We start from the raw sequence: 13,888 nt of genomic DNA, 5'->3' as shown, positions 1-13,888 counted from the left end.
TATTCATGTTAACAGTTAATAATTTATCAGTTCAGTTTGGCAAAAGAATTTTGTTTGACGAAGTAAATACAACCTTCACACACGGTAACATTTACGGAGTTATTGGTGCGAATGGTGCTGGAAAATCTACTTTCCTTAAAATTATTTCAGGTGAAATGGATCCTACTTCAGGTCACATTCATTTAGAGCCAGGAAAACGTATGTCGGTTTTAAACCAAAACCACAATATGTTTGATGAACATACAGTATTGGAAACTGTAATCATGGGAAATAAAGTTTTGTACGCCGTTAAAAAAGAAATGGATGAACTTTATCTTGATTACAATGATAAAAATGCAGATAGAATAGGGGAGTTGCAAGTGCAATTTGAAGAAATGAACGGGTGGAATGCCGACTCAGATGCAGCTTCGATGTTATCAAATCTTGGTATTACTGAGGAACATCACTATACATTAATGGGGGATCTTGAAGGTAAGATTAAGGTGCGTGTCTTGTTGGCGCAAGCTTTATTTGGAAATCCTGATTTATTAATCATGGATGAGCCAACAAATGACCTAGATTTTGAAACTATCGCTTGGTTAGAAAACTTTTTAGCAAACTATGAAAATACGGTAATTGTCGTTTCACATGACCGTCACTTTTTAGATTCAGTTTGTACACATATATCTGATATTGATTTTAGTAAAATAAATCATTATTCAGGAAATTATACTTTTTGGTATGAGTCAAGTCAGTTAGCAGCAAAACAACGTGCACAGCAAAACAAAAAAGCTGAAGAGAAAAAGCAGGAATTAGAAGAATTTATTCGTCGTTTCTCAGCGAATGTGGCGAAGTCTAAGCAAGCTACCTCTCGTAAAAAAATGATTTCGAAATTAAATATTTCAGAGATAAAACCTTCCAGCCGTCGTTACCCCGCAATTATTTTTGATCAAGAGCGTGAAGCAGGAGATCAAATTTTAAATGTTCAAGGACTTAGTGCTTCTATAGACGGAGAAGTTTTGTTTAAAGGTGTGGATTTAAATATGGCTAAAGGAGATAAGATTGTCCTTTTTTCTAAAGATTCTAGAGCTACTACCGCTTTTTACGAAATTTTAAACGGAAACCAAACGGCAGATGCCGGAAATTTTGATTGGGGAGTTACCACAAATCAAGCCTATTTACCAGTTGAAAATCATTCTTTCTTTGAGAGCGATTTGTCACTAGTAGACTGGTTGCGTCAATGGGTAAAGACAGAGGAAGAACGTGACGAGGTTAATATTCGCAGTTTTCTTGGTAAAATGATTTTCTCAGGAGAAGAAGCTTTAAAGACATGTCGCGTATTATCAGGAGGAGAGAAAGTGCGTTGTATGCTTTCTCGCATGATGATGGAGAGAGGAAATGTATTGATGATAGATGAACCAACCAATCACTTGGACCTAGAGTCGATCACAGCTTTTAATAATTCATTAAAGAATTTTAAGGGATCAGTTATCTTCACTACGCATGATCATGAATTTGCTCAAACTGTTGGTAATAGAGTAGTAGAGCTAACTCCTAAAGGTGTTATCGATAGTTACATGACATTTGACGAATACCTTGACGATGAAAAAATACAAGAATTGAGAGTAAAGATGTACGCCAAGTAAAAATTATACTTTTTAATATCAATAGAAAAAGCTCCTAAATCATTATTAAGGAGCTTTTTTATTTTTAGTTATTTCTTTCCAAAAAGTTTGCTGACTACAATCAAAACGATTGCGATTATTGCAATGACAATAAATATTCCAACTCCCATTCCTGCTTTGAATATTCCTCCTATTAGTTCGCAACTTGTAAACGACAGTGAAGCTACAAGCAGCATAAGTACTCTTAGTATTTGATTTTTCATAATATATGTTTTAGCGATGTTTAATAATAAGGTAAAAGTACAATTGTTGTACTATTTGAATATTATATAATTATTATTAAGAGTTTCAATATTCTAAGATGTGTTTTGCAAAAATAAAATTTTAATACCTACTTTGAAATATGTATATTTGCTACACCAACAGAAACTAAGACTATGACCGAAAAAGTATTGCTTAATTCAAAAGAAGTAAACGTTATTTTACATCGTTTGGCTTGCCAGTTGATTGAAAAGCACTTAGATTTTTCGGATACAATTTTAGTCGGGATTCAGCCCCGAGGAACCTTTCTTGCGGAGAGACTTAAAAGTATTTTAGAGAAAGAATATGCAACTCCTGAAATTAAATTAGGGTACCTAGACATCACTTTTTTTAGAGATGACTTTCGTAGGACAGAAAAACCTTTAGAGGCAAATAAGACCAAAATAAATTTTATCGTTGAGAATAAAAAAGTCATTTTTATTGATGATGTATTATTTACTGGAAGAAGTATTCGCTCTGCATTGACTGCTATTCAGTCTTTTGGCCGTCCTTCAGAGATAGAACTACTCGTTTTAATCGATAGAAGATTTAGTCGTAATCTGCCTATTCAGCCGGATTATAGAGGCAGACAAGTAGATGCTATTAATAACGAAAAAGTCAAGGTGAGTTGGGAAGAAAATGATGGTGAAGATAAAGTCTATTTGGTAACCAACTAGTTTTAATCAGCATCAACCAACAATTTTTTAAATACAATAATCTCAAAATAAAATGAAAGAATTAAGCGTAGATCATTTATTAGGTATCAAATACATCAACAAAAATGATATTGACTTAATATTTGAAACTGCTGATCATTTTAAAGAAGTTATTAATAGACCTATCAAAAAAGTTCCCTCTTTACGAGATATTACCATTGCTAATATTTTTTTCGAAAATAGTACCCGTACTAAATTATCTTTTGAGCTAGCTCAAAAAAGACTATCAGCTGATGTAATTAGTTTTTCGGCGGCACAATCGTCAGTTAAAAAGGGAGAGACACTTATAGACACGGTTAACAATATACTTTCGATGAAAGTTGATATGGTTGTTATGCGCCATGCAAATCCTGGAGCTGCGTATTTTTTATCTAAAAATGTAAAAGCAAGTATAATAAATGCCGGAGATGGGGCACATGAACATCCCACTCAAGCCTTACTGGACAGTTATTCTATACGTGAAAAATTAAGTGATGTAGGAGGGAAGAAAGTGGTTATCGTAGGCGATATTTTACATTCTCGAGTGGCTTTGTCCAATATTTATGCTTTGCAAATGCAAGGCGCCGAGGTTAAAGTTTGCGGACCTAAAACATTAATTCCTAAATATATCGAATCATTAGGAGTACAAGTAGAACCTAATCTCCGAAAAGCTTTAGAATGGTGTGATGTAGCTAATATGTTGCGTGTACAAAATGAACGTATGGATGTAAATTATTTTCCATCAACCAGAGAGTATGCACAACAATATGGACTTGATAAGCAGCTATTAGATTCTTTACACAAGGAAATTGTAATAATGCATCCAGGCCCTATCAATCGGGGAGTTGAAATAACTTCAGATGTAGCAGACTCTAACCAATCTGTGATTTTAAATCAAGTAGAGAATGGAGTTGCAATCCGTATGGCGGTAATTTATCTATTAGCATCTAAAATTCAATAGGGGCTAATAAAATAACAAACTATAGTTATTAAAAATTAAAAGATAAAAGTATGAAAGTTAGTGAAAAAGGGCATTCAGTTACAATAAAAGATACTCAAGGCGATTTTAGTACTTTTTTGATGAAGTTAACAAACCAATACAAAGCTTTTGAACCTTTAAACATTATTGTAGACTTGTCTAAATACAGTGATCTATCAATTACAGATATCAAGTCACTTTCTCTGTTATCAAAACAACACAAGAAAGCTAAAAAATCTTTTGTAATCGTTGTTTTAAATATAGATTACAATGCAGTTCCTGATCAATTAACCGTGGTGCCCTCTTTATTAGAAGCACATGATGTTATTGAAATGGAAGAGATTGAGCGAGATTTAGGTTTTTAAATTTTGATTTTCATGTTTTAAATCTTCACCAATTAAAAATGTAAACTTGAATTTAACAATATTAGGTTGCTATGCAGCTACTCCCCGAACTTTCACTAACCCAACTTCACAGGTTTTAGAGATTAGAAATAGACTATTTCTTATTGATTGTGGTGAAGGAACACAAGTTCAATTACGAAAAAATAAGATAAAATTTTCGAAAATAAATCACATCTTTATTTCACATTTGCATGGTGATCATTTTTATGGTCTGATAGGCTTAATTTCAACTTTTACGTTATTAGGACGTACTACAGACATAAATATATATGGTCCAGTTGGAATTAAAGAGATCATTATGTTACAAATGAAACTTACTGATTCTTGGATTAATTACAAATTACATTTTACCGAACTGTCAAGCAAAAGTAGTGAACTAGTGTATGAAGATGATAAAGTCAGTGTAAGTACAATTCCGTTAAAACACCGTATTTATACTAATGGGTTCTTGTTTAGAGAAAAATTAGACAAGAGAAAATTAAATGTGGCGGCAGTTAAAAAATTTGATATCGAATCGTGTTTTTTTCAGAATATTAAAAACGGAAAAGACATTACACTTGATGATGGTAGCGTGATTAAAAATGAACAATTAACACATGATCCCATTGCTCCTCAAAGCTATGCATTTTGTTCCGATACGGCCTACAGTGAAGAGATAGTTCCAATTATTGCAAATGTAGATGTATTGTATCATGAATCAACTTTTTTACAATCAGAAGAGCTATTAGCAAAAAAAACAAAACACTCTACCGCTGTTGAAGCAGCTACGATAGCCCTAAAAGCAAATGTTAAGCAATTAATTCTAGGCCATTATTCAACACGGTACGAAAATATTAGCGTTTTTAAAGAGGAAGCTGAAACTATATTTGATAAAGTGCAGTTGGCAGATGATGGTAAAACCTTTGAATTTAGTAGTAAATAATTTAAATACGATTAGAGATATTAAAAAATAAAAAATCATGGAAGATTTAAGTAATTATAGAAAGTCATATGAAAAGAGTGAATTGTTAGAAACTTCAATTCCTGAGGATCCTATTAATCTTTTCAACCGTTGGTTTCATGAAGTAGAGGATTTTGGAGACGGTGGGGAGGTCAATGCTATGACAATATCTACCGTCGGAGCGGATGGTTTTCCTCGATCTCGTGTGGTATTATTAAAGAAATACACTGAAGAAGGTTTTATCTTTTATACCAATTACAACTCCGATAAAGGAAAAGCTATTGAACTGAACCCACATGTATGTCTTTCCTTTTTTTGGCACGCTATGGAGCGCCAGGTAATTATTAAGGGTATAGCCCGGAAAGTGTCTACAACAATATCTGATAGTTATTTCGAATCTAGGCCAGATGGGAGTAAGCTTGGAGCTATTGTGTCGAATCAAAGCGAGGTTGTACCATCTAGAAGTTATCTAGAGGAAAATTTAAAGAATTTAGCAGTACAATATGAAGGGATGGTCATTCCTAGACCAGAGCACTGGGGAGGTTATCTTGTTAATCCGGTAGAAGTGGAGTTTTGGCAAGGTAGACCAAATAGATTGCACGATAGAATTCGATATATAGCTCAAGATGACTTTAGCTGGAAAATTGAGAGATTATCTCCTTGATGTAAGATAAATACATTAAAAATGATTATTTTATGTAGTTTGTCGATTTTATTTGCTTTTAAACCGAATATATTACTATGTTTGGGTAGAGACAAATCAGAAACGATATATAAACCTAAAGAAGTTTGCCCCACAATCTACTTTAAACTTAAACTACTATTTTATGAAAACAATTTTACTCCGCGCTACAGTATTAATGTTTGTAATCTTATCAATGAATTCGTGTTCTTCAGATTCAGCCGAAGAAACTTCAGTAACTGCTAAAGCACAAACTTCAGTTCAGTTTGAATACACTGCATCAGAATTAGCGACAATGAAGTTAATCAACGATTACAGAGTGAGTAAAGGTTTAAGTGTATTACAACAAATCAATTATGTTTCAGTTAAATCAGAGGAGCATGATCAATACATGATCACTAAAAATGTAGTGAGTCACGATGGATTTGTTTCAAGATCTGAAGATATCGTTAAAGTTGTTGGAGCAAAGAATGTTGGTGAAAATATTGCCTACAATTATAATACGCCAGAAGGTGCTGTAAATGCTTGGCTAAAAAGCGAAAGTCATAAAGAAAATATCGAAGGTAATTTTACACATTTTGGAATTGCTATAAGAGAAAACGCGACAACTGGTAAAAAATATTATACAAATATATTTGTAAAAATCTAAAATATTTTAAAGACAAAAAAAAATAATTTGCCCCAAATCTAATTTTTTGTTGTTTTTACAGCAAGAAGAGGCCATCAGAAATGATGGCCTCTTCTCGTTAAAAGTTGTGACGTAGTATTCGCTATTGTAGTGTTTTCTTTTTCAAATGTGTGGCAAAGTACTATAATTGACCGTCTCTATTTTCTATTTTAGTAATCAAAGCAAAAGGCATGTAAAAAGATATTTCAAAACATAATTGTACCTTTCGTTATGAACGTAATTTTGTTATAGAAATTCATATAAGAAGAATTTTGGAAATTAGTAAAATTAAGTGTCTTATTAATAATGCACTATTGCTTATCAAGTTATTCTGATTATTTGACAATTGCGGGTTAATTGTAAGATAATTATCTTATTTTTGTTTATTTAATGTATTTAGTCGATTTTATTTGCTTTTAAGCAGAAATAAGTAGTATGTTTGAGTATATATAAAATACAAACGATATATAAACTTAAAGAAGTTTGCCCCACAATCTACTTTAAACTTAAACTACTAACTTATGAAAGCAAAATTACTTAGCATCCTGTTTGTTGCAGGAATAATATTTATGATGAGCTCTTGTTCTGCGGATTCAGCAGAAGATAATTCGGTTACAGCTAAATCGCAAGTTGCAGTAAAATTTGAATATTCAGTTTCTGAGTTAGCAGCTATGAAATTAATCAACGATTACAGAGTTAGTATTGGTTTAAATGCATTAGAGCCAATAAATTATGTTTCTGTTAAATCAGAGGAGCATGATCAATATATGATCACTAAAAATGTAGTGAGTCACGATGGTTTCGTATCAAGATCAGAAGATATTGTAAAAGTAGTTGGTGCAAAAAATGTTGGAGAGAATATTGCTTATAATTACAATTCTCCAGAGTCAGCTGTCAATGCTTGGTTAAAAAGCGCCAGTCATAAAGACAATATTGAAGGTAATTTTACACACTTTGGGATAGCGATTAGAGAAAACGCTACTACAGGAAAAAAATATTACACTAATATATTTGTTAGAATATAATGTGTAACATACAGTAAATACAAAATATATATAGTTCCCCAAATCGTATTTTTTTTGTATTTCATCATAAAAGAGGCTCTATTTTAGAGTCTCTTTTTTGTGGTACTTATAAATGACTTATAATTTGTAATTGCTTTCTACCTTTAATAGTTAATGCGCGCGCCATTTGAAAATTAATTTCATCAGATTGTTTTCTAATTAGTTTACTTTCGGAAGCTATTGCTCTCTATAGTTTGTCATGTATTACTGCTGTAAATTATATTTATCAATCTCTGATAAAATATAACTTCATCTTAATTTATGGTACAGCTTGCTATTAATTTAAGCTATTGTATAAATCATAAAGTTTCGAGAGGAACAAGTATATGTTCTCAATTAGTCGATTGGCATTACAATGGTAATCAAAACATCTTATTTTTTATAATTATCATACAATCTCCAGTATGAAAATTTTATTTTAATTTCTATTTTTATTACTATTCCCATTTAACAGCTTTTTATTTTGGAATCCCTGATATGATTTCCTAGGCTACTACCAAATACTTGTAATTTGGGTGAGTTGATATACTGCATTCATCACAAAATTTCTGAAGTGAATATGATGGTTGAAATAATTTAAGCACCATTCAAAGGTATAATGGAGAAATGATCACCATGTAACAATCTAATGATTTTAGCCATAGTATAGAATTCAAATAGATGGCTTATGGTAGCTTCAAGATCATATTGAACAATTAATCTTTTTAGTCAATGATCAACTGCGCAATACGGTTGTGAACCTTGTATATTGATCTTACTTATTTTAAGTTCTAGCATATCTACTGATGTTTTGTCCTAGGACTTTCCTTGATCTGTTATTAAGGTGCTCTCGCACTATTTTTAGTTGTTGTTCGGACATGCTATTAAAGTCTGTTTTCTTTTAAACATAGCGTCTAAAAAGCCCATTTGTATTGCAATTTGTATCTTTTTACTAGATGAATAAGAATTCACAAAAATAGATATTAACATCTTTGTTTAGGGTTATCCATTTGTGATTATCCATTTCCATTTTATTAAAGTAAGTAATTGTATTTCTTGCTTCTAGGATTAAGATGTTTATAGTTGTAGGCACAGCTTGCGTATTAGTTTTCGATGTGCTGCATTTGAGAAAAATGACGCATGTAAATCCTGATTTTCTCTTAATCTTTTTAATTATTGCGATTTTCGTCTAAAGCCCACAATTTAGCCACCGTTAGTATTGAATCATTTTGATATAAATTTTTAATATTTCCAGCGATTTGTTAGATAGAGTGATTATTAAGTAATCTCATGTATACAAATACTTTTAACATCAAATCAGTGTTTATTCATCAAGATTTCTTTTGTTTAAATAATAGTCATTAGCACAAAAATCTAAAAGATATGCTTGCTAAAGATCAAAGGGAATGTAAATCTATTTTTTAATTTCTCTGAGAATCAAATTACTATTTTTGTCTAATTGCATGGAAATATATTTAATTCATCACTTTTCGGATAATAAAGTTTTTATTATAACACGTTTTAAAAAGGGTAATCGGGTAGGCTTCTTTTCCTTTAACAACAAATTCATAAAAGTAAAAGTGTTGCATTAAGTTGTTGAATGTACCACTTGATTATAAGCTTTTAGTACTTTTAGTAGTTTTTATAGCAATAGAAACAGGTACGAGTGTAGCAGGTTATCATAATACATATTTATCAACTATGATTAAATTTTGAGGGCTGTACTTAAAAAATAACTATAAGGTCAAGTTTGTATAATATAATTTTTATTTTCAAGTACTTTCATTAAGTACATTTTTAAAATCATAGGAATGAAATAATCCATTTTTAAATAATGAAATTAGGTAATGTAACAAAATTAGAAAGTAGATTAAGTAGGATAGGGGCTTCCCTATAGTTTTAATAGTTCTTAGGTCTTTTTTTGGCAGAAGACTAATAAGCCTATATCATAATGCTCTTTTTAGTTAATGTGGCTTAAATAGGTTAAGAATTACTTTTGGATTAGATACAATTGTATTTTTAATATAAGAGTACAGATAAAATCAATTAAAATAGTATCCCATGATTTAATGATTTTCAATAATTTAATTATATAGATTTAGTAGGTTTAAACTAAACTATAATAAAAGGATTTTTTATCTGACGTATATAAGTAAGAGCCTTTAATTATCGTAGAGAAGTAAGTAAGGATACATTATTCTATTTATTAGAGTTGTTGTCAAGCTTTATAAATATTTCGATCAATCTGTAAATATCTAAGACTAGAACAAAAAAAAGTATTTACAAATTTTACATTTGTAAATACTTTTTTAATTATTTGACTAAAGTTATTTAATCTTTATATTGGAATGAACTATATAATTTAAAACTTATAGTTTAGTTATTATAAATTCGCTTCTTCTGTTTCTTTGATGTTCTTCTTCGGTACATTCTACGCCATCAGCACATTTATTTATAAGTTGTGACTCTCCGTAACCTTTTCCAGTTAATCGTTTTGCATCGATTCCATTTTTGATTAGCCAACTAATTGTTGATTTGGCTCTTCTATCGGACAATGCTTCATTATACTTGAATGTTTGTCTACTGTCTGTATGTGAACGAACATCTATCTCCATATTCGGATTCTCTTTTAGGACATCTAATATTTTTTCTAGATCAAGTGCAGCTTCGCGTCTAATATTTGATTTATCAAGGTCAAAATAGATCATCGTAATCCCGAAACATTTACCTAAATCATCACCTACTACTACATTGCAACCCACCTTTTCTAAAGTTGTTGGTTTGTATGTAGTTCCGCTAACTTTAGGAATAATTACCTTTTCCTCTTTAGAACTATATTCAGGTTTTTGGATTCTAATGCTATATGTTTTTCCACATTCTACAGTAAAAGAATAAAAGCCTTTTGCATCAGATATAACTTCACCTATTAAGTTCAGTTCTTTATCAAGTAAACTTACTTTTGTATTTGGCAAAATCTCGTTTGTTATTAAATCTGTTACTTGCCCGTTAAGCAGCTGCTCACATATTAATTTCTTAGTTTCAGTAAATTTATAAATATCGTCGTAACCTAATCCACCATCTTTATTCGAAGTAAAAAAACCTACTCTTGATTTTGTATCAATTATATAAGCAAAATCATCTTTAGGAGAATTGATCTCAGCACCTAAATTTATAACTTCAGTGAATGATCCTTTTGAATCTATTTTTGACATAAAAACATCTAAACCTCCAAGTCCGGGATGACCATCAGATGCAAAATATATTTCGTTTTCATCATTTAAAAAAGGAAAAGTTTCCCGACCTTCGGTATTGATTTTAGGTCCTAAATTTTGAGGAGTTGTATACGTACCATCCTCATTAATTGAAACTTTGAATAAGTCTGATTGTCCCAAAGTTCCTGGCATATCTGATGCAAAATATAATGTTTTCTCATCAGCACTTAAAGCAGGATGTGCGGTACTATAATTGTCACTATTAAAAGGTAGCTCTTCTATATTTGACCAAACGTTGTTAATGAGTTTAGCTTTATAAATTTTAATTAATGTAATTCCTTCGCTATTTCTACCTCTTTTCCCTTCGAGATAGTTATTTCTTGTAAAATAGATTGTTCGACCATCTTTTGTGAAGATAGGAGTAGACTCATTAAATTTAGATTTGATGTTTTGATCAAACTTTACTGGACTTTCAGGAGTCATGTCTTCGGTAAGATTAGCTGAATAGAGGTTGGTAAAATGCTGATTTGTCCACGTATGCTTACGTTGTCCTAGGCTACCTGTATCTCTCGCAGATGTAAAAACAATTTGATTGTTGTATATAGTTGTTCCGTAATCTGAGTATATTGAATTTATACCAGCATCTTCTATTTTGTAACGTCCTGAATTTGCTTTAATATCTTCTAAATAGTTTTTGTTTTTTAGAAATAATGCTAATCTAATATCATCATTATTAGTACTATTTAGTTTCTCTAAGATTTTGTTAGCTTTTGCATTATCACCAATTGAGCGTAAAGATTGTGCATATCTATAATAGTATTCAGTTCCAAAGTCAGATGAGATGCTAAAAAGTTCAGTATACCATTTAGCTGCTTGATCTAATTCTCCATTGAAATAGTAGGCATTCCCTAAATTCTTAAAAATTTCGGTAGACTTGTAACCTTTATTTGCAATTCTTTCATAAGTTTTTATTGCATCAACATAGGCGTAATTATCATATTTTTTTTCTGCATTAGCAACTTTTTGCGCATAACACTTTGATGAAAATACACTTACTATTAGTAGGGAAATATATATAAAGTTTTTCATAGTAATTGTTTTAAAAGAATCTAGGTGTTGTAATTTTCTTATTATTTTTAAATATGTCATATCGTAAAAATACTTCATGTGATCCGGCGTTATAATTTCCTAATCGAGTGGTATCAAGATCGTAGCCATATCCTATATATAATCCATCAGTAACTTGAAATCCAACCATCGCATTAACCGCAGCGCTCCACCTGTAAGCAAGACCAACCGTAAATTTTTCATTAATAAGAAAGTTACCAGAAATGTCTACTTGTAAAGGTGCTCCGCTTACCAATTTGGTTAGCAATGCAGGTTTAAACTTTAAATTATAGTTTAAATCAAATACATAACCAGCAATTAAGTAGTAATTAATTTTCTCTTTGAATATTGCTACTTCATTGTCGTCATATCTGTCGGATTCAATGAAATTCGGTATAGAGAAACCTACATATGCCTTATCCGAATGGTAGTAAATACCTGCTCCGACGTTGGGAGTAAACCTATTATTATAGTCACGTATACTGGGATCACTTTGTACAGGATTAAGTTTACTAGCATCTAAACTAAATAAATTAGCTGTTGCTTTTAAACCGAATGAAAGTTTAAAAGTTTCAGATGTAGGTACCGTATATGATAAATCTGCAGAGATTGTGTTTTCATCAGTGGGACCGATTTTATCATTGATAATAGATACTCCAAGCCCCAAGTTACTATTATTTAAGGGAGTATTTATGGATGCTGTGTTTGTTACAGGAGCACCATCAAGCCCAACCCATTGAGTTCTGTGTAATGCAAATATACTCATTACACCTCTTGATCCTGCATACGCTGGATTAACATTAATGGTGTTGTACATATATTGTGAAAATTGAGCATCTTGTTGCGCAAATCCTGACCATCCTGTTAGTAATACGGCAAGTAGTAGAAAATTTTTCTTCATTTGATTTAATTTATAAACCTGGGTATTTTACACCCTGGTTGTTTGATTCTTATCTAGTTAGGTATAGGTAGCCATCTTTTTTATTAGTCACTAATTGACCATTACCATCGACAGATGTATAATTAAGGATATAGAAATAGGTTCCTACTGGTAAACCAACCGATTGGTTTACGGTAACTCTACCTTCAGAGAATCCTTTAAAAGCTCTATTAACATTGTCGTAGTCTTTTACTTCATAAACAAGTACACCCCAACGATTGTATATTTCTACTGTATTAGTTGGGTAACAAGTCGTATCAGTAATACTATCAATAATAAATGTTTCATTTATTCCATCTCCATTAGGGGAGAAGGCATTGTGAACTACCACATTCCCACAAGGTAAAACTAGTGCTGCTTCAACAACTGCGTCATCTGATGCTGAAATCTCTGTATTCCCAGGACCAGTAGCTTTTACATAAGCAATATTAGTAACACTTAAGTTTGATATATCGTTTTGTGTTACGCTATAGTTTTGTTCATAATCGATTGATTTTCCTGGTTCTAGTGTAGGTACTAGTATTGATAAACCTGTTAATGGGTCAGTTACCAAAACTGCGAATAATGTTACATTACCGGTATTCGTTACCTTGATTGTATAATTCAAAATATCTCCAACATTAGTATAATTTTCTGAAGTAGAATTTTTTACTATTTCTAAACTAGGACGTTGCGCTAACGGAGTCTCCGTAGGGGTATCGTTAGTAGTTGTAGTACCAGAGATATCCGTTACACTATTTCCTTTTGGATCTTTCGCTGTAGCCAAAGCGGTGTTCACCACTTTACCCGTATCGATATCACTTTGAGTGATCGTGTACGTTCCTTTGATTGTACTATTAGAAGCGCCTACTGCAAGCGTTGCAATTGGGTTTCCAGTGATCGTTAAACCAGTCATCGGATCCGTTACGATTACATTCGTAAGGGTAGTGTTTCCTGTATTGGTTACTGCAAAAGTATAGGTAATTACATCACCTAGTTTTCCAGTTCCACCTACTGCAGCTGTTTTCACAAGTGCAATACGAGGAGTTTGCGTTAATGGGGTATCCGTAGGCGTATCGTTTGTCACGGTAGTACCAGAGATATCCGTTACACTATTTCCTTTCGGATCTTTCGCTGTAGCCAAAGCGGTGTTCACCACTTTACCCGCATCGATATCACTTTGAGTGATGGTGTACGTTCCTTTGATTGTACTATTAGAAGCGCCTACTGCAAGCGTTGCAATTGGGTTTCCTGTGATTGTTAAACCAGTCATCGGATCCGTTACGATTACATTCGTAAGGGTAGTGTTTCCTGTATTGGTTACTGCAAAAGTATA

12 protein-coding genes are annotated in these 13,888 nt (G+C 32.0%); 8 read left to right on the top strand and 4 right to left on the bottom strand.

Features of this window, described 5'->3' with window-relative positions:
- Positions 1–5 precede the first annotated feature (5 nt).
- Positions 6–1,625: an ABC-F family ATP-binding cassette domain-containing protein gene (locus H8R22_RS13370; RefSeq protein WP_187010901.1), complete on the top strand. Its 1,620-nt coding sequence runs from the start codon at positions 6–8 to the stop codon at positions 1,623–1,625.
- A 68-nt stretch (positions 1,626–1,693) separates the two neighbouring features.
- On the opposite strand, the gene H8R22_RS13365 is transcribed toward H8R22_RS13370, so the two are convergent.
- Positions 1,694–1,867 carry a hypothetical protein gene (locus H8R22_RS13365; protein WP_187010900.1) on the bottom strand — a complete coding sequence of 58 codons (174 nt, stop codon included), beginning with the start codon at positions 1,865–1,867 and terminating at the stop codon, positions 1,694–1,696.
- A 174-nt stretch (positions 1,868–2,041) separates the two neighbouring features.
- Between H8R22_RS13365 and pyrR the strand changes: the two genes are divergently transcribed.
- The 7 genes from pyrR to H8R22_RS13330 all read left to right on the top strand — a co-directional run bounded on the left by pyrR (position 2,042) and on the right by H8R22_RS13330 (position 7,296).
- Positions 2,042–2,581 carry a bifunctional pyr operon transcriptional regulator/uracil phosphoribosyltransferase PyrR gene (gene pyrR / locus H8R22_RS13360; RefSeq protein ID WP_187010899.1) on the top strand — a complete coding sequence of 180 codons (540 nt, stop codon included), beginning with the start codon at positions 2,042–2,044 and terminating at the stop codon, positions 2,579–2,581.
- Positions 2,582–2,633: 52 nt separating this feature from the next.
- Positions 2,634–3,560 (top strand): aspartate carbamoyltransferase catalytic subunit, encoded by a 927-nt coding sequence (locus tag H8R22_RS13355; RefSeq protein WP_187010898.1) that lies wholly within the window; start codon positions 2,634–2,636, stop codon positions 3,558–3,560.
- 50 nt (positions 3,561–3,610) lie between these two features.
- The gene (locus H8R22_RS13350; protein WP_187010897.1) at positions 3,611–3,943 is read left to right on the top strand and encodes a ribonuclease Z; all 333 of its coding nucleotides are present in this window, start codon (positions 3,611–3,613) and stop codon (positions 3,941–3,943) included.
- A 46-nt stretch (positions 3,944–3,989) separates the two neighbouring features.
- On the top strand, positions 3,990–4,904 hold the full coding sequence (locus H8R22_RS13345; RefSeq protein ID WP_187010896.1) for a ribonuclease Z: 915 nt from the start codon (positions 3,990–3,992) through the stop codon (positions 4,902–4,904).
- A 37-nt stretch (positions 4,905–4,941) separates the two neighbouring features.
- Positions 4,942–5,586, top strand: a complete 645-nt coding sequence (gene pdxH, locus H8R22_RS13340; RefSeq protein ID WP_187010895.1) for a pyridoxamine 5'-phosphate oxidase — start codon at positions 4,942–4,944, stop codon at positions 5,584–5,586.
- 163 nt (positions 5,587–5,749) lie between these two features.
- The gene (locus H8R22_RS13335; protein ID WP_187010894.1) at positions 5,750–6,253 is read left to right on the top strand and encodes a CAP domain-containing protein; all 504 of its coding nucleotides are present in this window, start codon (positions 5,750–5,752) and stop codon (positions 6,251–6,253) included.
- Between the two features lie 539 nt (positions 6,254–6,792).
- Positions 6,793–7,296, top strand: coding sequence for a CAP domain-containing protein (locus H8R22_RS13330; protein WP_187010893.1), 504 nt, complete (start codon positions 6,793–6,795; stop codon positions 7,294–7,296).
- A gap of 2,387 nt (positions 7,297–9,683) precedes the next feature.
- Here the strand turns inward: H8R22_RS13330 and H8R22_RS13325 are convergent.
- The 3 genes from H8R22_RS13325 to H8R22_RS13315 all read right to left on the bottom strand — a co-directional run.
- Positions 9,684–11,615, bottom strand: a complete 1,932-nt coding sequence (locus H8R22_RS13325; protein WP_187010892.1) for an OmpA family protein — start codon at positions 11,613–11,615, stop codon at positions 9,684–9,686.
- 10 nt (positions 11,616–11,625) lie between these two features.
- Positions 11,626–12,534, bottom strand: coding sequence for a PorP/SprF family type IX secretion system membrane protein (locus tag H8R22_RS13320; RefSeq protein ID WP_187010891.1), 909 nt, complete (start codon positions 12,532–12,534; stop codon positions 11,626–11,628).
- A 49-nt stretch (positions 12,535–12,583) separates the two neighbouring features.
- On the bottom strand, positions 12,584–13,888 hold a 1,305-nt coding region (locus H8R22_RS13315), incomplete at its 5' end, for a gliding motility-associated C-terminal domain-containing protein (RefSeq protein ID WP_187016531.1).

The organism is Flavobacterium kayseriense (genome assembly GCF_014305095.1).
Taxonomy (GTDB): Bacteria; Bacteroidota; Bacteroidia; order Flavobacteriales; family Flavobacteriaceae; genus Flavobacterium; species Flavobacterium kayseriense.
Note: the sequence above shows the minus strand (reverse complement) of the source record. Positions and strands in the feature narration are given on the sequence as shown.

What these genes read in the sequence shown, in the direction of transcription:
- H8R22_RS13370 (WP_187010901.1), top strand. Translation starts at nt 6, where the DNA reads ATGTTAACAGTTAATAATTTATCAGTTCAGTTTGGCAAAAGAATTTTG.
- H8R22_RS13365 (WP_187010900.1), bottom strand. Translation starts at nt 1,867, where the DNA reads ATGAAAAATCAAATACTAAGAGTACTTATGCTGCTTGTAGCTTCACTG.
- pyrR (WP_187010899.1), top strand. Translation starts at nt 2,042, where the DNA reads ATGACCGAAAAAGTATTGCTTAATTCAAAAGAAGTAAACGTTATTTTA.
- H8R22_RS13355 (WP_187010898.1), top strand. Translation starts at nt 2,634, where the DNA reads ATGAAAGAATTAAGCGTAGATCATTTATTAGGTATCAAATACATCAAC.
- H8R22_RS13350 (WP_187010897.1), top strand. Translation starts at nt 3,611, where the DNA reads ATGAAAGTTAGTGAAAAAGGGCATTCAGTTACAATAAAAGATACTCAA.
- pdxH (WP_187010895.1), top strand. Translation starts at nt 4,942, where the DNA reads ATGGAAGATTTAAGTAATTATAGAAAGTCATATGAAAAGAGTGAATTG.
- H8R22_RS13335 (WP_187010894.1), top strand. Translation starts at nt 5,750, where the DNA reads ATGAAAACAATTTTACTCCGCGCTACAGTATTAATGTTTGTAATCTTA.
- H8R22_RS13330 (WP_187010893.1), top strand. Translation starts at nt 6,793, where the DNA reads ATGAAAGCAAAATTACTTAGCATCCTGTTTGTTGCAGGAATAATATTT.
- H8R22_RS13325 (WP_187010892.1), bottom strand. Translation starts at nt 11,615, where the DNA reads ATGAAAAACTTTATATATATTTCCCTACTAATAGTAAGTGTATTTTCA.
- H8R22_RS13320 (WP_187010891.1), bottom strand. Translation starts at nt 12,534, where the DNA reads ATGAAGAAAAATTTTCTACTACTTGCCGTATTACTAACAGGATGGTCA.